The organism is Thauera sp. WH-2 (assembly GCF_048321015.1).
Lineage (GTDB): Bacteria > Pseudomonadota > Gammaproteobacteria > Burkholderiales > Rhodocyclaceae > Thauera.
Genome location: NZ_JBLWFG010000010.1, coordinates 86595 through 104881 on the forward strand (window position 1 = coordinate 86595; position 18287 = coordinate 104881).

Sequence of the window (18287 nt, forward strand, 5' to 3'; positions counted from 1 at the left end):
GGAAACCAATGTCTGCAGGGAAATCCAAGATCATCTACACGCTCACGGACGAGGCGCCGCTGCTCGCGACCTGCGCCTTCCTTCCGGTCATCCGCACCTTCACCGGCCCTGCAGGCGTCGAGATCGAGAAGGCCGACATTTCGGTGTCCGCCCGCGTGCTCGCCGAGTTCCCCGAATACCTGAGCGAAGCGCAGCGGGTGCCCGACACGCTCGGTGAACTGGGCCGCCTGACCCTCGAGCCCGACACCAACATCATCAAGCTGCCGAACATCAGCGCCTCGGTCGCACAGCTCAAGGCCTGCATCAAGGAGCTCCAGGAAAAGGGCTACAAGATTCCGGATTTCCCCGAGGATCCGAAGACCGACGAGGAAAAGGACACCCGCGCCCGCTACGGGCGTTGCCTCGGCTCGGCGGTGAACCCGGTGCTGCGCGAGGGTAACTCCGATCGCCGCGCGCCCGCCGCGGTCAAGAACTTCGCCAAGAAGCACCCGCACTCCATGGGTGAATGGAAGCAGTGGTCGCAGACCCACGTCTCGCACATGCACCATGGCGACTTCTACCATGGCGAGAAGTCGATGACGCTGGACAAGGCGCGTGACGTGAAGATGGAACTGATCACCCGGTCGGGCAAGACCATCGTGCTCAAGCCCAAGGTCGCACTGCAGGACGGCGAGATCATCGACTCGATGTTCATGAGCAAGCAGGCGCTGTGCGAGTTCTACGAGAAGGAACTTGACGACTGCCGCGAGGCGGGCATCCTGTTCTCGCTGCACGTGAAGGCGACGATGATGAAGGTTTCGCACCCGATCGTCTTCGGCCACTGCGTCAAGATCTACTACAAGGACGCCTTCGCCAAGCACGGCAAGCTGTTCGACGAGCTGGGCATCAACGTCAACAACGGCATGGTCGACCTCTACGAGAAGATCAAGACCCTGCCCGAGTCCAAGCACGACGAGATCATCCGCGACCTGCACGCCTGCCACGAGCACCGGCCCGAACTGGCCATGGTCGACTCGGCCAAGGGCATCACCAACTTCCATTCGCCCAACGACATCATCGTCGACGCCTCCATGCCGGCGATGATCCGCCAGGGCGGCAAGATGTGGGGCGCCGACGGCAAGCAGTACGACGCCAAGGCGGTCATGCCGGAGTCCACCTTCGCCCGCATCTACCAGGAGATGATCAACTTCTGCAAATGGCATGGCAACTTCGACCCGCGCACGATGGGCACGGTGCCGAACGTCGGCCTGATGGCGCAGAAGGCCGAGGAATACGGCTCGCACGACAAGACCTTCGAGATCCCCGAGGCGGGTGTGGCCAACATCACCGACCTGGCCACCGGCGAAGTGCTGCTGAGCCAGGACGTCGAGGAAGGCGACATCTGGCGTATGTGCCAGGTCAAGGACGCGCCGATTCGCGACTGGGTCAAGCTCGCCGTCACCCGCGCGCGCAACTCGGGCATGCCGGCGATCTTCTGGCTTGACCCCTACCGCCCGCACGAGAACGAGCTGATCAAGAAGGTGAAGACCTACCTCAAGGATCACGACACGACTGGCCTCGACATCCAGATCATGTCGCAGGTACGTGCGATGCGCTTCACGCTCGAGCGTGTGGCCCGCGGCCTGGATACCATCTCGGTCACCGGCAACATCCTGCGCGACTACCTGACCGACCTGTTCCCGATCATGGAACTGGGCACCTCGGCCAAGATGCTGTCGATCGTGCCGCTGATGAACGGTGGCGGCATGTACGAAACCGGCGCCGGCGGCTCGGCGCCCAAGCACGTGCAACAGCTCACCCAGGAGAACCACCTGCGCTGGGATTCGCTCGGCGAGTTCCTCGCCCTGGCGGTGTCGCTGGAGGATCTTGGGATCAAGACCGGCAACGCCCGCGCCAAGCTGCTCGCGAAGACCCTGGACGAGGCTACCGGCCGTCTGCTCGACGAGAACAAGTCGCCCTCGCCCAAGACGGGTCAGCTCGACAACCGCGGCAGCCAGTACTACCTCGCCCGCTTCTGGGCCGAGCGCCTGGCGAGCCAGACCGAGGACGCCGAACTGGCGGGCACGTTCGCGCCGCTCGCCAAGGCGCTTGCCGACAATGAGCAGAAGATCGTTGCCGAGTTCACCGAAGTTCAGGGCAAGGCCGCAGATATCGGCGGCTACTACAAGGTCGACGTGGAGAAGTGCGAGGCAGTGATGCGCCCGAGCGCCACGTTCAACGCCATCATTGCAGCTGCACGCGCCGCCTGAGGCGGATGATGCAGTGCCGGCCCGCCTTGGCGGGGGCCGGCAAGCCGGGAAGGGGCAGATCGACCCGAGGGTCTTCTGCCCCTTCCTGCGTTCACGATTACCGGGCCGTGGCGCGGGTGCGCCCGGCCGCTGTGCGATAATCCGGCGCAAATCCGAACCAAGCTTCCCCGATGAGAGAGATCGCGTACCTTGCGGCCGCAAGGTCGTTCGCACCCTGTCGTGCCCTCGCATGCCGCCCTGCCCCGCGCAGGAGCTGCTCGTGAATACGCATCCCCCTGCCGTCCGCCCGGGTGCGCTGAGGGTTTGGTGGACAGCGATCCGTCCGCGCACGCTCGGCATGGCGGTGGCCCCGGTGGCGCTGGGCACGGCGCTCGCCGTCGCGCGCGGCAGCGCGCTTGACGGGATGGTGTTGCTCGCGACCCTGGCCTGCGCGCTGTTGATCCAGATCGGCACCAATCTGTACAACGATGCCGTGGATTTCGAGCGTGGCACCGACCGGCCCGAGCGCAGGGGACCTTTGCGGGTCACGCTCGCGGGCTGGGCGAGTGCGGCCGAGGTCAAGCACGGTGCCCTGCTCTGTCTGCTGGTGGCCCTTGGCCTTGGTGCCTGGCTCAGCGCCGTCGGCGGCGTGATGATTCTCGCCATCGGCCTCGCCGCGTTGCTCGCCGGCTGGGCGTATTCGGGCGGGCCGTGGCCGATCTCGCACTCGCCGTTAGGCGAGATCTTCGTGCTGCTGTTCTTCGGTGTGCTCGCCGTACTCGGCAGCGACTGGCTGCAATCGCGCACCGTCGATGTGCGCGACGTGCTCGCGGGGATCGCGGTCGGCGCGCCGGCTGCAGCGGTGCTGCTGGTGAACAACTTCCGCGACCTCGACAGCGACCTGCGCGCCGGCCGCCGCACGCTGGCTGCCGTCCTGGGCCTGCAGCACGCGTGGAAGGGCTACGCAGTGCTGATGCTGGCCACACCGGTGATGCTGCTGGCGCTGGCGCTGGCGGGCCTGCCCGGTGCCCTGCTTGCGCTGCTGACTGCGCCGGCGCTGCCCGAACTGGTACGTCGCTTCCGTGCTGCGGCTGACGGCGCAGCCTTCAATGGCGTGCTTGTTGACAGCGCGCGAACCGGCACCCGGGCTGGCGTGCTCGCCGCGGTGGGTATCTCCTTGCTGAACTGCTTTCCTCCCCTTGCGTAAATGAATCTCGACTTCCTGCTGCCAGCGGCGCTGGCCTTCATCATGTTCTCGGTCGGGCTGGCGCTGCAGGCGGGCGATTTTGGTCGAGTGTTCGTGCAACCGAAGGCCTTGCTCGTGGGCCTGCTCGGCCAGCTCGTGCTCGTTCCGCTCGCCGCGCTGGCGGTGGTGATGCTGTTCGAACTGCCGCCCGTGCTCGGCATCGGCCTGATGATCCTGTCCGCCTGTCCGGGCGGCGCAAGCTCGGGCTTCCTCACCCATCTGGCGCGCGGCAATGCGGCCCTGTCCCTGACCCTGACGGTGATCAGCAGTCTTGCGGCGCTGGTGAGCTTCCCGCTGCTCGTCAAGGGGGTGCTGGCCTGGCTCGGCGGAGGGTTGCTCGGCGAGGGCGCGGCGCAGCTGACCGAGCTGCCGGTGGGGAAGCTCATCGGCAGCGTGCTGGTGGTGACGACGCTGCCGATCGTGGCCGGAATGCTGCTGCGCCACAAGGCGCCCGGCTTCACCGCGCGCAGTGAAAAGACGATTGGCCGGCTGGCGACGCTGTTCTTCGCAGTGATCGTTGCAGCGACCTTCTTTACCCACAAGGACACCATCCTCGCCAACCTGCATGCAGTGGGCCCGGCCACGCTGGCGCTCAATTTCCTCGCCATGGGCTGCGCCTATGGGCTGGTGGTGCTGGTGGGCGCTGCGCGCCGCGATGCGGTGGCGGTGGCGATGGAGTGTGGCCTGCAGAATGCCGGCCTGGCGATTTTCGTCGCCATCGTACTCCTGCGCCAGCCCGAGCTGGCGGTGGCGGGCGTGGTCTATGCGCTCACGATGAACTTCGGCGCGATCGGGCTGATGCTCGTCTCCCGCCGCGCCCTGCCCGCGACCGTGCTCGCGCAGGGCTTGAAATGATCCGCCCGGGCGCAGAAGCTAGCGCCCTGATGTCGCTTGTCCTTGCCGGGCCGATGGCGCGGCATCCGTTCCTCCTGGAGAAATTGTCATGAAGCCTCTCAAGTCTGCCCTGTTCGGCCTGTCGCTGATGTTCGCGGGGGCCGCGCAGGCCGGGTTCCCGCCGTGCACGGCCGAGGATTTCGAGCTGTTCTCGCTCTACGACGCCGCTGCAATGAACAGCACGGTGCCGGCGCAGCAACTGCGGACCATCTTCGCCGAGCAGTACGGCATGACCGTTGGCGAGCTCAACCAGCTGCATTCGCGCTGCAACTACGCCCTCTCGGCCCGCTTCACCACCCAGGAGGAGTGGAACGTGTTCTACCGGGAGTCGCTGGGCAAGCTCAAGGCGTTCTGCACCAAGGACATGAAGCCGGTCTACTGCGAGGAGGCGATGGCCGCGCACGGCCCGCAGTAAGAGCATGGCCTGCGGCAGGCTCCAGGGCGCTGTTGCGGGGGCGATTGGCGTGCGCCATCAGCGCATCTCGAACAGCTCCTGATGGAAGCGCTCCGGCGCCAGGCCGCGCGCACCAAGCGCTTCGCGCAAGGTGTTTCCGAACCCTGCCGGCCCGCAGAACCACACGCCTGCCTGTGCCCAGGCCGGCACGCTGCGGCAGATGCGTTCGGCGTCCAGGCGGCCGTCGTGCGCGGTGACGAGTACATGCAGCTTCACCCGGGCCTGGGCGGCGAGTTCGCGCAGGCGGGCGATGAAACCCTCGTCCGGCGCCGCGGTGCTGTAGAACAGATCGACCGGCTTGTCGCCACCCTGCGCGGCCAGCGCCTGCAGGCGGGCGATAAAGGGGGTGATGCCGATGCCGCCGGCCACCCAGATCTGGTGTGCTTGCGTGCCGGTGAAGTCGAAGCGTCCGTAAGGCCCCTCGACCCGAACCGGGTCGCCGGCCCTCAGCGTGGCGGGCAGGCTGCGGGTGTAATCGCCCAAGGGCTTGATCAGGAACGTCATGTGGCCGTCGCCCTGCCAGGCGGATGAGATGGTGAAGGGGTGCGGTCCTTCTCGCTCATCGAAGGTTACGAACGCGAACTGGCCGGTCTGGTGCCCGGGCCAGGAGGAGTCGATCTGCAGAGCGACTTCGAGGACCTGGTTGCCGGGGTGCTGCATGACGCGCTCTACCGTGCCCAGCGCGCGGTGCGAGCGGCCGATGCGCCCGGTCAGCGAGAGCACGGCGGCGTAGCTGCCGGCCGCCATCAGCAAGGCCATGACGCCGCCGAGCGGGGTGCTCCAGTAGGCGAAGGGCAAGAGCACCACGCCATGCAGGACGAGGGCCAGATACACCGCGGCCATCACGCGGTGAGTCTGGAAGAAGCGGCGATAGGGAAAGCGCTTGATCAGCGCGATCGCCGCGAGCACGATGAAGGCATAGAAGGCCCATTCACCGATGGTTTCCGCCAGCCCGCGCTGTTCCTGGAAGAACCGGAAGAGCTCCACCGTCTGCTCTGGACGCGGGCCGCGCTGGGGGCGTTCCAGCAGACCCCAGCCTACGGCCCATTTGGGCCCCTGCGCCCATAGCCAGTGGAGGCCGCTGATCGACAGGCCGGCGATGCCCAGCCACTTGTGCAGCCGATATGCCTTGTCCATGCCGCCGAGCAGAGGCTCCAGTGCCACTGGGCGCAGCGCGAGGATCATGGCAATGCTCATGACACCCATGGCGAGCACCCCGCTGTAGTGGACGGCGATGCTGCGGACGGCGAAGAAGGACCCGCCCTCGAGCGTGAGCGGATCGGCCCAAAGCCAAAGCAGGCTGAGGAGGACGAGGATGGTGGCGAGCGCGTGTTTGATTCGTTTCATGATGGGCTCCTGCAGAACGCGTGACCGATCGAGACGGGTTCGTTCACGGAGAATTGTGCGCCACAGCATGTATCGGGCGTGTATGGGTTTGTAGGCGGTTCCGAGCGTGGTCTTTGCGCCCGGTGGCTGGTCAGCACGGCGGTGCGGCTATAGACTCGCGGGCGAACCGCAAACGGCCGAAATCCGCGGCCCCAAAGGCTGTCTGAACATGCTCCAGTTACCCGATCCCCTTCCCGACTGGCTCCAGAGCGACATGGAGCGGGTTGATGCGCGCATTCGCGCCCAGTTCAACAGCGATGTGGTGCTGATCCGCCAGGTCGTCGACCTGATCCTGCATGGCAGCGAGCGGGTGCGTCCGGCGCTGGTGGTGGCCGCCGCGCGCGGGCTGGGGTATGCCGGCGAGCGGCAGTATGCGCTGGCTGCGGCGGTGGAACTGATCCAGATTTCGCTCGCGCTGCATGATGGCGTCACCGAGGCGAGCGGGGGCGGCGCGGATGCGCACAGTGAGGGCGCATTGTTTGGCAATGCGGGCAACATCCTGCTGGGTGACCTGCTCTACACGGGAGCGTTTCGCATGATCGTGGATCTCGACGACATGGCCGTCATGCGTGTGCTTTCGGATGCGACCAACCGGATTGCGGAGGGTGAGGTGATGTACCGGGTGGCGCGTGACACGGGTGGGTGTGATGCGGATCACTGTCTGGACATCGTGCGCCGCCGCCGGGCCACGCTGTTCGAGGCCGGCGTGCAGTGCATGGCAATGCTGCACGGCGCGGATGCCGCAAGCTGCAGTGCGCTGGCGGCCTTTGGCCACCATGTGGGTACGGCCCACAGCCTGCTCGCCGAGGCCGAGGATGCACGGCGCTTCGGCGTCGACGACCCGCTCGGGTGTGCGGCGCGCGAAACAGAGGCTGCGCGGGCGGTGCTCTCGGCCGCTGAGCCCGCGCTGGCGGGCGGGGATGCGCTGAACCTCTTCGTCTGATCGGCGCTGGCGACCGGCGTTGAGCCGGTCGTGGCGCGGTGTGGCGACGAGGTGCAGCGGCGTCTCTGCCGCCGGAGTTACTTCACGACCAGCAGACTTTCATCCCATTTCTGGTGCTTTTCCAGCCCGAGCAGGTTCGCCACCGTGGCGGCGATGTTCGACAGGCCGGCGGTTTCCGTGTGCGCGAGGCCCAGCCTGCCGCCGCTGACGTTGTCGTAGAGGATCAGCGGCACCGGGTTGAGGGTGTGTGCGGTCTTCGCCTTGTAGCTGCCGTCCTGGTTCAGCGCGGGCTGCTTCGTCTTCTTGTCGAGTTCGAACATCTCGTCGGCATTGCCGTGGTCGGCGGTGATCAGCGCCACGCCGCCGGCGGTGTCGATCGCCTGTAGCAGGCGCGCCAGTGCCAGGTCCACCGCCTCGATTGCCATGGTCGCTGCGCGGAAGTTACCGGTGTGGCCCACCATATCGCCGTTGGCGTAGTTGCAGCGGAGCACCTTGTACTGGCCCGACTGCAGCGCGGCGATCATCGCGTCGGTGATCTCGGCGGCCTTCATCCACGGGCGCTCCTCGAAGGGCACGACGTCGCTGGGGACTTCCTGCCAGGTCTCGCCGTCGAATTTGTTCGACCGGTTGCCGTTCCAGAAATAGGTGACGTGGCCGAACTTCTGCGTCTCGGAGCAGGCGAACTGCGCCAGGCCCGACTTGCTGAACCATTCACCCGAGGTGTCCTTGATCGCCGGCGGGGCGACCAGGAAGCGCTTGGGCAACTGCAGGTCGCCGTCGTACTGCAGCATGCCGGCGTAGGTCACGCGTGGGGCGCGCACGCGGTCGAACTCCGTGAAATCCTCTTCCACGAAGGCGCGGGTGATCTCGATCGCGCGATCGCCGCGGAAGTTGTAGAACACGACCGAGTCGCCGTCCTCGATGGTACCGATCGGCTTGCCGTTTTCAGCAACGACGAACTCGGGCAGATCCTGGTCGATGGTGCCAGGGTGCTTCGTGCGCAGGCCGTGCACCGCCTCGGCGGCGTTGGCGAACTGCGGGCCTTCGCCCAGCACATGGGTGCGCCAGCCGCGCGCCACCATCGGCCAGTTGGCGTCGTAGCGGTCCATGGTGATGGTCTGGCGGCCGCCGCCGGAGGCGATGCGGGCGTCGAAGCCGGCGGTGCTCACGTCCTGCAGGAAGGCCTCGAAGGGTACGACGTAGTCGAGCGCGCTGGTCTCGGGCACGTCGCGGCCGTCGAGCAGGGCGTGAATGCGCACGGTGGGCATGCCCTCTTCCTTGGCGCGCAGCACCATCGCCTTGAGGTGGTCGATGTGGCTGTGCACGTTGCCGTCGGAGAACAGGCCGATGAAGTGGAGGACGCCTCGGCCTTCTTTGGCGCCGGTGACGATCTGCTGCCAGGCCTCTCCCTGCCAGATTGCGCCTTCGGCGATGGCGTTGGCGACCAGGGCTGCGCCCTGCGCATAGACCTGGCCGGCGCCGATGGCGTTGTGGCCGACCTCGGAGTTGCCCATGTCGTCGTCGGACGGCATGCCCACCGCGGTGCCGTGCGCGCGCAGCGTGATGTTGGGGTATTGCGCGAACAGGCGGTCGAGGGTGGGCTTGCGCGCCGCGTCGATGGCGCTGCCGGTCGGGTTCGTCGGAATGCCGTAGCCATCCATGACGACGACGACGACGGGGCCTTTCACGCCGGCGAAGGCGGGGAACGTTTGCAGCATGCTTGCTTCCTGAAGGATGAATCCGCGGCCCTGCCGTACATTGCGGCCAGCGGGCGAGTACGGCATTTTCCTTCAAAAACAGCCTTCGGGGGGCTATCGGGCCGATTGCTGCAGGGCTGATTGCCAGGCTGAAATCAGGGCGTCGCGGTGGGCGGACAGTTGTGCCACGCCCACACCGAGCACCGGGCCGGAGATGGTGTGCTTGGAGAAGGTGGCGCTGAGTGGAGCCTTGCAGCCCGGAACCTGCACGGCGACCGCGCCCTGGCCTTGCCGCGGCGGAAAGGTGGAGTCGGCGGTATGTGCTTCTTGTGGAAGCATTTTGATACGCAAAAACTTTTAAGGAGTATTTTACGATAGCCTGAATAAATCATCGCAATTGCTTCACTCCTGCGCGATGTTTGCTACGCTGAGTCCGTGGGCAATGAATCTGCCCCACAGGATGGGGCAGCAGTCGCTGAGAGCCGGCGCGACAGGGCACGCGTCGCTGCACGGCCGTCATTCAGGATCAAGGTCAAGCAAATCCACAGAAGGAGAACGAGATGAGTGGAAACGGCACGAGTACCGCGGGCAAGTGCCCGGTCATGCATGGTGGCAACACGGCCGCCGGCAACTCGGTGATGGAGTGGTGGCCCAAGGCGCTGAACCTGGACATCCTCCACCAGCACGACACCAAGACCAACCCGCTGGGGCCGGACTTCAACTACCGCGAGGAACTGAAGAAGCTCGACGTCGACGCGCTGAAGAACGACCTCAAGGCCCTGATGACGGACAGCCAGGAATGGTGGCCGGCCGACTGGGGCCACTACGGCGGCCTGATGATCCGCATGGCCTGGCATGCTGCCGGCACCTACCGCGTGGCCGACGGCCGTGGTGGCGGCGGCACCGGCAACCAGCGCTTCGCGCCGCTCAACTCCTGGCCGGACAACGGCAACCTCGACAAGGCCCGCCGCCTGCTGTGGCCGATCAAGCGGAAGTACGGCAACAAGGTCAGCTGGGCTGACCTCATCATCCTCGCCGGCAACATGGCTTACGAGTCGATGGGCTTCAAGACCTTCGGCTTCGCGTTCGGCCGTGAGGACATCTGGCATCCCGAGAAGGACATCTACTGGGGCTCGGAGAAGGAATGGCTTGCCCCGAGCGGCAGCGAGGGCTCGCGCTACTCCGGTCAGCGCGACCTGGAGAACCCGCTTGCCGCGGTGATGATGGGCCTGATCTACGTGAACCCGGAAGGTGTCGACGGCAAGCCCGACCCGTTCAAGACGGCCCAGGACATGCGCGTGACCTTTGCCCGCATGGCGATGAACGACGAGGAAACCGTCGCGCTCACCGCTGGCGGTCACACGGTCGGCAAGGCGCACGGCAACGGTAGCGCGGCCAATCTCGGCCCGGCACCGGAAGGCGCCGATCTTGAAGAGCAGGGTTTCGGCTGGATGAACCACACGACCCGCGGCATCGGCCGCAACACGGTGACCAGCGGCATCGAGGGCGCGTGGACGTCGAAGCCGACCAAGTGGGACAACGGCTACTTCGACATGCTGTTCAAGCATGACTGGTGGCTGCAGAAGTCGCCCGCCGGTGCCTGGCAGTGGGAGCCGGTCCACATCGCCGAGGAAGACATGCCGGTCGACGTCGAGGATCCGTCGATCCGCTGCAAGCCGATGATGACTGACGCCGACATGGCGCTGAAGTTCGACCCCGAGTACCGCAAGATCGCCGAGCGCTTCCGCGACGATCAGGCCTACTTCGAGGACGTCTTCGCCCGTGCGTGGTTCAAGCTGACCCACCGCGACATGGGCCCGAAGACGCGCTACATCGGCCCCGACGTGCCTTCTGAGGACCTGATCTGGCAGGATCCGGTGCCGGCCGGCCGCAAGGACTACGACGTTGCCGCGGTGAAGGCGAAGATCGCCGCCGCCGGGCTGTCGGTGAGCGACATGGTTGCCACCGCCTGGGACAGTGCCCGCACCTTCCGCGGCTCTGACTACCGCGGCGGTGCCAACGGGGCGCGTATTCGCCTTGCGCCGCAGAAGGACTGGGAAGGCAACGAGCCGACCCGCCTGGCCAAGGTGCTGGCGGCGTACGAGAAGATCGCCGCCGAGACCGGTGCCAGCGTGGCGGACGTGATCGTGCTGGGCGGCAACGTCGGCCTGGAGCAGGCGATCAAGGCCGCGGGCTTCAGCGTCGAGGTGCCGTTCGCCCCGGGTCGTGGTGATGCTACGCAGGCGCAGACCGACGTCGAGTCCTTCGAAGTGCTCGAGCCGCTGCATGACGGCTTCCGCAACTGGCAGAAGAAGGACTATGTGGTCCAGCCCGAGGAGATGCTGCTCGACCGCGCCCAGTTGCTCGGCCTGACGGCCCCGGAGATGACGGTGCTGATCGGTGGCATGCGCGTGCTGGGTACCAATCACGGCGGTAGCCAGCATGGCGTCTTCACCGACCGGGTCGGTGTGCTGAGCAACGACTTCTTCGTCCATCTGACCGACATGTCCTACAGCTGGAAGCCCACCGGGCGTAACAGCTACGACATCGTCGAGCGCAAGAGCGGCGCGAAGAAGTGGACCGCGACCCGCGTCGATCTGGTGTTCGGCTCCAACGCCATCCTGCGCGCCTACGCTGAGGTGTATGCGCAGGACGACAGCAAGGAAAAGTTCGTGCGTGACTTCGTTGTCGCGTGGACGAAGGTCATGAATGCCGACCGCTTCGATCTTGGCTGAGTAGTTCGGGTTTTCGGCTGGCGGGTTTGAAAACGCCCGCTGGCCGCGGTGAAAGGCCAACAAAACGGGAGCCTCGGCTCCCGTTTTTTTCGCCTGTGCGTTGCGGATCAGAACACGTTGAACGGGTAGTCGACGAACACGCGGACTTCCTTGCCGCTGTTGTTATAGCCGATCGCATCGCTCGAAACGCGCAGCGAGGAGGTGCGCAGGCGCAGGCTCAGGTCCTTGGCGGCGCCGCTCTGCACGGTGTAGGAGACCTGATTGAAGAACTCGTGTTCCTTGCCATCGGTGGTGGTGCCGACGTCGATGTCGCTGCCGCGGACATAGGCGACGCGGTACTTCAGGCCGGGGAGACCGTACTGGGCGAAGTCCACCGAGTAGGCGAGTTGCCACGACCGCTCGTCCTTGGCGTTGAAGTCGGACCAGTAGGAGTTCGCCAGCCAGATCGAGCCGCCGCCGTTGCCGGTGCCGCCCGCGTTCTGGTACCAGCCATAGTCGTAGCCGACATCGCCGGTGCTGCGCTGATAGGCCAGCGTGAACGCATGCGGGCCGGTGGCGTAGGTTGCGGCCAGGCTCCAGATGCGGTTCTTGTCTTTGCTGACGTCGTACTCGGTGCGGTAGCCGTTGAAGTCGAAGTTCAGCGTGTTGCTGGCGATCGGCAGCGTGTAGTTCAGGTTGAGATACTGGCGCTTGAACGAGTTCGCGCGCACGACGTTGTCGACGTCGGAGGCGTAGAGCGCAGCGCTCAGGGCGTCGCTGAAGGCGTAGCTTGCGCCGATCACGTCGATGCCCTTCAGGCCGCCGCTGTCACGACCCTCGTCGCTCTTGCGCGACTGGGCGTGGAAGGTGCCGGCAACGAATTCGAGGCCTTCGATCTCGTTCGAGGTCAACATGGTGCCGGTGAAGCTCTCCGGCAGCAGGCGCGAGTCGTCGTGGTTGAGCACGGGCAGGCTCGGGCGCAGGTCGCCGTAGGCGAGCACCGTGCTGGACAGGCGCACCTTCAGCGAGGCGCCACCTTTTGCGACGTCGTGCTCCGGGTTGCCATTGCTGTCCTGGATGAAGAAGTCGATGCCGCCATTGCCACTGCGACGGCGGGTGCTGTCCAGGCGCAGGCCGTAGGCAGCGAACGCGTCGACGCCGAAGCCGACGGTGCCCTGGGTGAAGCCCGACTCGAAGTTGGCGACGATGCCCTGGCCCCATTCGGCGCTGTCCTGGCGGCCGTCGCTGTAGTCGCGATTGATGTAAGCGTTCCGCAACAGCACGTTCAGCGCGCTGTCTTCAACGAAACCCTTCGCATCGGCCTGTCCGGCCATGACCGGCGTTGCGGTCGCGAGGCCGAGGGCGATCAGGGCTGCCAACTTCTTCGACATCATCTTGTCCTTTGTACTGGAATTGTTTTGTAAACAGGGGGTAGCGCCATGGGCTGGCGCGTTCGGGGCGCGGATTCTCTCATCGCCCGGGACCTTCTGGACGGTTTGTGGCGTGTTTGCATCATTTGCTCCGGGATGTGCCCCGTTGGTCGTGTGGCGAGGGCTGCGGTCTTGCCATCGTTCGGACACAGGTTGCTCACCGGGTTGCGAAGGCATCCGATTGGAATATTCAGGCCTTGTGTTGCGCTCCCGGGAAGGGGAGAATGCCCGATCGCACACGCGGAGCCCGTCATGTCCAGTCTGCCGCCCAGTTCTGTCGAGGACCGTCTTCATGCGCTTCGGAGGCGCTGGGATCGGTATGTCGAGGACGGGCGATTCGAGCAGTTCATCGAGTTTGCGGTGGCGATCAACAGCCTCGCCGAGCACTTCAGCCGTATTCGTCTGCCTGGGCTCGTGCGGCTATGCGAGGGGCTGGAGAACGCCGCGCTTGCGCGACTCGGCGACCAGTCCTCACATCCCTTGCCGCAGCAGGACATCGCGTCCCTGCAGCGTCAGCTCGACACCCTGCTGGGTTCGGTGAACACCTCGCGGACGCCGGTGCCGGCGTGCCGGGCCAAACCGGATGCGCCTGCACGGAAGGAGATCGACTGGGTGAAGCCCAGGTCGGTTTGGATCGTGGCAGATCCCAATGGACGCGAGCTCGGTGAAGGCTTGAGTCGCCAGTTGCAGTTCTTTGGCTTCAAGGTGGCGCTGATCGGCTGGGAGAGCGATTTCCCCGGGACGGAGGGGCCGCTTGCGGTGTTGTTCGTGCCCAGCCACGCCGTGGCGCAACCACAGGAACTTGAGCGCATCGAGGCCGTGCGCACGGCCTGCCCGGCGAGCCAGTTGTTTTACCTTGGTGTACGCTCTGACATCGATCCGATCGTGGTGCTGATGCGCGCAGGCATCGATGTCGCGATCCCTGCCGAGGAGCAGTCGTCCGCCGTACTCAGCCGGATTCTTGATCTGGTGCAGGCGCATGAGCAGGTAAGGCACAGGGTGCTCGTGGTGGAGGATTCCCGCGTGGCCACCGCCCTGATCCAGCGCACGCTGGCCGAGCACGGTATCGACAGCCAGGCGATCGGCGATCCGGGCACGCTGCTGGAGGTGCTGGAGCAGTACCGCCCGGACCTCATCCTGATGGACATGTACATGCCGCGCTTCAATGGCGTCGAGGCCACGCGGGTGCTGCGCCAGATGTCTGCGTATCAGTCGATCCCGATCGTGTATCTGTCCGGGGAGTCCAATGTTGGCATGCAGGTCGAGGCGCTGCGACTCGGTGGCGACCAGTTCCTGATCAAGCCCTTCAACCCGGTGCTGCTGGCTGCTGTGGTGAAGACGAAGATCGCGCGCTTCCGCGAAACGCAGCGTTCCAGCCAGGTCGACGGGCTGACCGGTCTGCTCAACCATACCGCAGCGAAGGCGCGCCTGCAGGCGATGGTCGCCAGCGCCGCCGAGCCGACCCGAATCACGGTGGCGATGATCGACATTGATCATTTCAAGTCGATCAACGATACCTATGGACATCCGGTTGGCGATCAGGTGATCCGCGGTTTGGCGTGGCTGCTGAAGGGACGTCTGCGCGCCACTGATCTGATCGGTCGTTATGGCGGCGAAGAGTTCATCGTGGCCTTGCCGGGTGCTGACACCGAGGTGGCAAGAACCGTGATCGACCGGATCCGGGGCGATTTCGCGGTGCTCCCGCATGCACATTCCGGAGGCTCCCTCTACGCCACGTTCAGCGCCGGAATTTCGGTGTATCCCGAGATCAGCGCGGCCTCGGCGCTCACCGAGGCAGCCGATGGAGCCCTCCTCAACGCGAAGCGCCTAGGGCGCAACCGGGTCGAACTCGCGTTTGCCTGAGAAGGGGGCGGGGCCTGGCAGGTTCGCAGAAGCGGTCTGGGGCCGGTCTCTAGACAGCAGCGCGTAAAGCGTTGAGAGCGTACGAGAACAGCGTGGGGTGTGTCGCACGTGGGCCCCCTGCGCCCCCCTGTCGATGCGGGATGCTCAGAACGGCACGGGGCTCTCGAACTTCAGGGGTATCCGAGTGCGCGGATGGATGAAGGCGATGCGCGTGGCGTGCAGATGCATGCGTGCGAAATGCGCGGCTTGGTCCGGTGGTGCGTACAGCGGATCGCCGAGGATCGGGTGGCCGAGCGCCTGCAGATGAACGCGCAACTGGTGTGCACGCCCTGTCACCGGTTTCAGCGCCACACGCGTGCGTGCTTCGGCGCCCTTGCCCACGCGCGCCAGTACCCGGTAGCGCGTGAGCGAGCGCCTGCCGTGTAGCGGGTCGATGACCTGGCGTGGGCGGTGTGCGGCGTCCTCGCCCAGCGGCAGGTCGATCTCCCCTGCGTCGTGTGCCAGATGCCCCTGAACGACCGCCAGGTACTCCTTGCCCACCATGCGCTGCTCGAACGCAAGGCTCATGCGGCGCAGCATCTCAAGGCCGCGTGCGAACAGCACCAGCCCCGAGGTGGCCGCGTCCAGGCGATGCACGATCAGCGCGTCCGGGTGGAGGGCCTGGACACGCGCTGCGAGGCAGTCCTGACGGTCGGCACCGCGTGCGGGCACCGAGAGCAGGCCGGCGGGCTTGTCTACGACGAGGAGGTCGGGGTCGAGGTGGAGGACGGTGGGGATGGCTACGCTCGGCTGGAGGGACTATTGTAGCGAAGGGCATAAATTGGCAGGTCGCCCCCTTCATCTACAGGCGTTCCACCGAGTTTGCCCTTCAATTGTTGGCAGAGATGTCGGCATAAATTGGCAAGCCGACTTCTTAGCCAGTTGAGATCAAGAAAAGTGTTTAAAAATATATGGTTATGAGTATATCTGAGAGGGTCAGGATTGCAAGCCGTTCCGCCGGCTGCGACCAATCGCAGCACGGAAGGGGTCCCGACCACGTGCCGTAGGTGATCGCCAATGCAACAGGCGACATGTTCGCGAGCACCGTCAGCAAGCTATTCACATGGGCGCCTTTTGCGGAAAGCGCTTTGCTGGACCACCTTAGCCTCACCCGTGCGGCAGCGCCGTCTTCGTACCAAGACTATCCGCCCAAGTCTGCACTGCCAGGTGGTCGATGATGAGGCCTGCGTCGACGTCAGCCAGCGCCTATCGGGCCGGGCGGGCGTGCGTCTCCTCTTGGGAGAAGCGCCTGCTTGATGATCCAGTTGCGCGAACGTCCGAGCCTCGAGGGCATGTGATGCACCTTGTCTGCCAGCGGCCCGGCACCTGCACTTTCGTCCTGGGTGTCGGTGAACGAATATCTGCATGCCATTTGGTGTTCACCGTAAGCGGCTTGAGCTGCTTGGCAGAGACGTCACGACACACGACGCCTGAGAAGGTGATTAACCAGGAAGGTCAAAACTACTTCGTTCTGCTGGTTTCTCGCTTGATACTTGAGTTTTGCAATCCCACGGTCAGGTTTCGACGACGATGGACGAACCTCAAGCACTTCGACCTCTGTGCGTAGGGTATCGCCGGGCCTAACAGGCGCGAGCCACCTGAGCTCGTCAATTCCCGGAGACCCGATACTGGAATCAAGAAAGACTCCGCTTTGTATGAATAAGCGGAAGCAGTAGGCGACACTCTGGAACCCGCTGGCGATGAGGCCACCGTAGGGGGATTGCGCGGCCTCTACGACGTCCAAGTGAAACGGCTGAGGGTCATACTTCAGTGCGAAGTCGATGATGTCGCCCTCTGTGAGCGTTACACCATTGGTCTTGAAGGTCTGACCGGCCTGCAGATCGTCGAGGTAGCGGGTGTTCATTCAGGAATGTCTCTCGGTGTTTGCTGTTGAGATTTCGGCGACCGTGATAGTCCCATGCACTGAGTACGGACGCAGCGCTACTGCTACGCCTTGTCCGTCGGCGCACGACGTTACGACGCGCCTTGGCCCCTTCGGGGTGACAAGTGGGAGCGCACATCTTTCGTGGAGGCAACTGCAGGCGAATCCGTGCTGAATCCCGTCGACTTCTCGCTCCTACCCGGTGTCATCGAGCCCGAAGATTGGCCTGTAGCGTATCGATTCCGGGCGTCGAAACAATTTCCACGGGTCAGACGCGTAACCTGCCTGTCTGTGTCATGCCGGCGGCCACATAGCCTCCGTCCACGGTGAGCGTCTCTCCGTTAACGTAAGAGGCGGCAGGGGACGCAATGTAGACGATCGCCTCAGCGATATCCTGGGGAGTGCCACGGCGCTTCGTGGGGACCATAGCAAGAATGTTTTCCCAGGTCTCATCACTGTAGGTACCCAATGTCATCGGGGTCTCGATTGCTCCCGGAGCAATCGCGTTCGCGGTCACTCCGAGAGGGCCGAGTTCCAGCGCAAACTGCCGGGTGAGGCCAATGATGGCAGCCTTTGATGTGCCGTAGGCCGTGCGCCCCACCCCTGCTCGTAGCCCCGAGACAGAGGTGATGTTAACAATACGTCCATAGCCTCGTTCGGCCATGCCTTGCGCAGCGCGCTGGCTTGCCAGGAAGGTTCCGGTGACATTGACGCGCATCACCCTCTCCCAACTTTCCGGAGAAAAGCTGAGGAGTGGCTCGACCAAGAGCAGTCCAGCGCTGTTTACAAGGACATCCACATTCCCGAACTCTGCCTCCGTTCGATCGAACCCCGACAGTATCGACGCCGCATCTCCAACATCGAGCGCGATACCGATTGCCTCACCACCCGCCGTCGTGATCTCCCGAGCAACTTCGATGGCACTCTCGAGCCTCAAGTCAGTGACGACGACGCGCGCGCCTCGTTGAGCGAGTGCAAGCGCAGCGGCCCGCCCGATCCCCGACCCACCGCCCGTGATGAGTGCCGTGCCATAGTTCTCGCGCATGAGCTTCTCCCTTTCCTCAGCGTCCCATCATCGTTTCGGGCAACCAGGTCGTGATCGCGGGAAATGCGAACAGGATGGCCACGGTGAACATCTCCATTGCCACGAACCACTGCGCGCCACGGAATACGTCTGCCAAGGATGTGCTTCGGTCGATCCCTGCGATGACAAAGCAATTCAAGCCTACCGGAGGTGTCATCAGCCCGATCTCGCACATCTTGACGCATAAGATTCCGAACCAAATCGGGTCAAAGCCAAGCCCTGAAACCGTGGGGAACACGATCGGCAGGGTGATTACCATCATCGAGAACGCATCGAGGAACATCCCCAGTGGGACATAGGCCAGCAGCAGAACCGCGACAATCAAGGAAGGAGAGATGCCGCTTTCAACAATCACCTCTGCAATCGCCTGCGGTATTTGAACTAGGGTCAGGAAATAGCTGAATATCCCGGCACCGATCATCGTGAA

15 protein-coding genes are annotated in these 18287 nt (G+C 64.6%); 7 read left to right on the forward strand and 8 right to left on the reverse strand.

Annotated elements, in window-relative coordinates; all coding sequences use genetic code 11:
- Positions 1 to 8 precede the first annotated feature (8 nt).
- From ACNKW1_RS14470 to ACNKW1_RS14485, 4 genes are all read left to right on the forward strand, one after another.
- A complete protein-coding gene (locus ACNKW1_RS14470) occupies positions 9 to 2249 on the forward strand; it encodes an NADP-dependent isocitrate dehydrogenase (RefSeq protein ID WP_418365307.1) in 2241 nt (746 codons plus the stop codon).
- A 259-nt stretch (positions 2250 to 2508) separates the two neighbouring features.
- The gene (gene menA, locus ACNKW1_RS14475) at positions 2509 to 3435 is read left to right on the forward strand and encodes a 1,4-dihydroxy-2-naphthoate octaprenyltransferase (protein ID WP_418365308.1); all 927 of its coding nucleotides are present in this window, start codon (positions 2509 to 2511) and stop codon (positions 3433 to 3435) included.
- Positions 3436 to 4329: a bile acid:sodium symporter family protein gene (locus ACNKW1_RS14480; RefSeq protein WP_418365309.1), complete on the forward strand. Its 894-nt coding sequence runs from the start codon at positions 3436 to 3438 to the stop codon at positions 4327 to 4329.
- An 88-nt stretch (positions 4330 to 4417) separates the two neighbouring features.
- A complete protein-coding gene (locus ACNKW1_RS14485) occupies positions 4418 to 4783 on the forward strand; it encodes a hypothetical protein (protein WP_418365310.1) in 366 nt (121 codons plus the stop codon).
- Positions 4784 to 4840: 57 nt separating this feature from the next.
- On the opposite strand, the gene ACNKW1_RS14490 is transcribed toward ACNKW1_RS14485, so the two are convergent.
- Positions 4841 to 6169 carry a ferric reductase-like transmembrane domain-containing protein gene (locus ACNKW1_RS14490; protein ID WP_418365311.1) on the reverse strand — a complete coding sequence of 443 codons (1329 nt, stop codon included), beginning with the start codon at positions 6167 to 6169 and terminating at the stop codon, positions 4841 to 4843.
- Positions 6170 to 6377: 208 nt separating this feature from the next.
- Between ACNKW1_RS14490 and ACNKW1_RS14495 the strand changes: the two genes are divergently transcribed.
- Entirely contained in the window at positions 6378 to 7151 is a 774-nt protein-coding gene (locus tag ACNKW1_RS14495) for a polyprenyl synthetase family protein (protein ID WP_418365312.1), read from the forward strand.
- Between the two features lie 77 nt (positions 7152 to 7228).
- On the opposite strand, the gene gpmI is transcribed toward ACNKW1_RS14495, so the two are convergent.
- Both gpmI and ACNKW1_RS14505 read right to left on the reverse strand, forming a co-directional pair.
- Entirely contained in the window at positions 7229 to 8869 is a 1641-nt protein-coding gene (gene gpmI / locus ACNKW1_RS14500) for a 2,3-bisphosphoglycerate-independent phosphoglycerate mutase (RefSeq protein ID WP_418365313.1), read from the reverse strand.
- A 93-nt stretch (positions 8870 to 8962) separates the two neighbouring features.
- Positions 8963 to 9187, reverse strand: coding sequence for a hypothetical protein (locus ACNKW1_RS14505; protein WP_418365314.1), 225 nt, complete (start codon positions 9185 to 9187; stop codon positions 8963 to 8965).
- A gap of 221 nt (positions 9188 to 9408) precedes the next feature.
- On the opposite strand from ACNKW1_RS14505, the gene katG reads away from it, so the two are divergent.
- The gene (katG, locus tag ACNKW1_RS14510; RefSeq protein ID WP_418365315.1) at positions 9409 to 11583 is read left to right on the forward strand and encodes a catalase/peroxidase HPI; all 2175 of its coding nucleotides are present in this window, start codon (positions 9409 to 9411) and stop codon (positions 11581 to 11583) included.
- A gap of 107 nt (positions 11584 to 11690) precedes the next feature.
- On the opposite strand, the gene ACNKW1_RS14515 is transcribed toward katG, so the two are convergent.
- Positions 11691 to 12953: an OprD family porin gene (locus tag ACNKW1_RS14515; RefSeq protein WP_418365316.1), complete on the reverse strand. Its 1263-nt coding sequence runs from the start codon at positions 12951 to 12953 to the stop codon at positions 11691 to 11693.
- A 291-nt stretch (positions 12954 to 13244) separates the two neighbouring features.
- Between ACNKW1_RS14515 and ACNKW1_RS14520 the strand changes: the two genes are divergently transcribed.
- The gene (locus ACNKW1_RS14520; RefSeq protein WP_418365317.1) at positions 13245 to 14855 is read left to right on the forward strand and encodes a diguanylate cyclase; all 1611 of its coding nucleotides are present in this window, start codon (positions 13245 to 13247) and stop codon (positions 14853 to 14855) included.
- A gap of 144 nt (positions 14856 to 14999) precedes the next feature.
- Here ACNKW1_RS14520 and ACNKW1_RS14525 read toward each other — a convergent pair whose 3' ends face one another.
- The 4 genes from ACNKW1_RS14525 to ACNKW1_RS14540 all read right to left on the reverse strand — a co-directional run.
- Positions 15000 to 15632 carry an RluA family pseudouridine synthase gene (locus ACNKW1_RS14525; RefSeq protein ID WP_418365322.1) on the reverse strand — a complete coding sequence of 211 codons (633 nt, stop codon included), beginning with the start codon at positions 15630 to 15632 and terminating at the stop codon, positions 15000 to 15002.
- Between the two features lie 676 nt (positions 15633 to 16308).
- Positions 16309 to 16758: a MaoC family dehydratase gene (locus ACNKW1_RS14530; RefSeq protein WP_418365318.1), complete on the reverse strand. Its 450-nt coding sequence runs from the start codon at positions 16756 to 16758 to the stop codon at positions 16309 to 16311.
- A gap of 286 nt (positions 16759 to 17044) precedes the next feature.
- Positions 17045 to 17821, reverse strand: coding sequence for an SDR family NAD(P)-dependent oxidoreductase (locus ACNKW1_RS14535; RefSeq protein ID WP_004257394.1), 777 nt, complete (start codon positions 17819 to 17821; stop codon positions 17045 to 17047).
- Between the two features lie 16 nt (positions 17822 to 17837).
- Positions 17838 to 18287, reverse strand: a 450-nt coding sequence (locus ACNKW1_RS14540; protein WP_418365319.1) for a TRAP transporter large permease subunit, incomplete at its 5' end; no start/stop codon positions are given.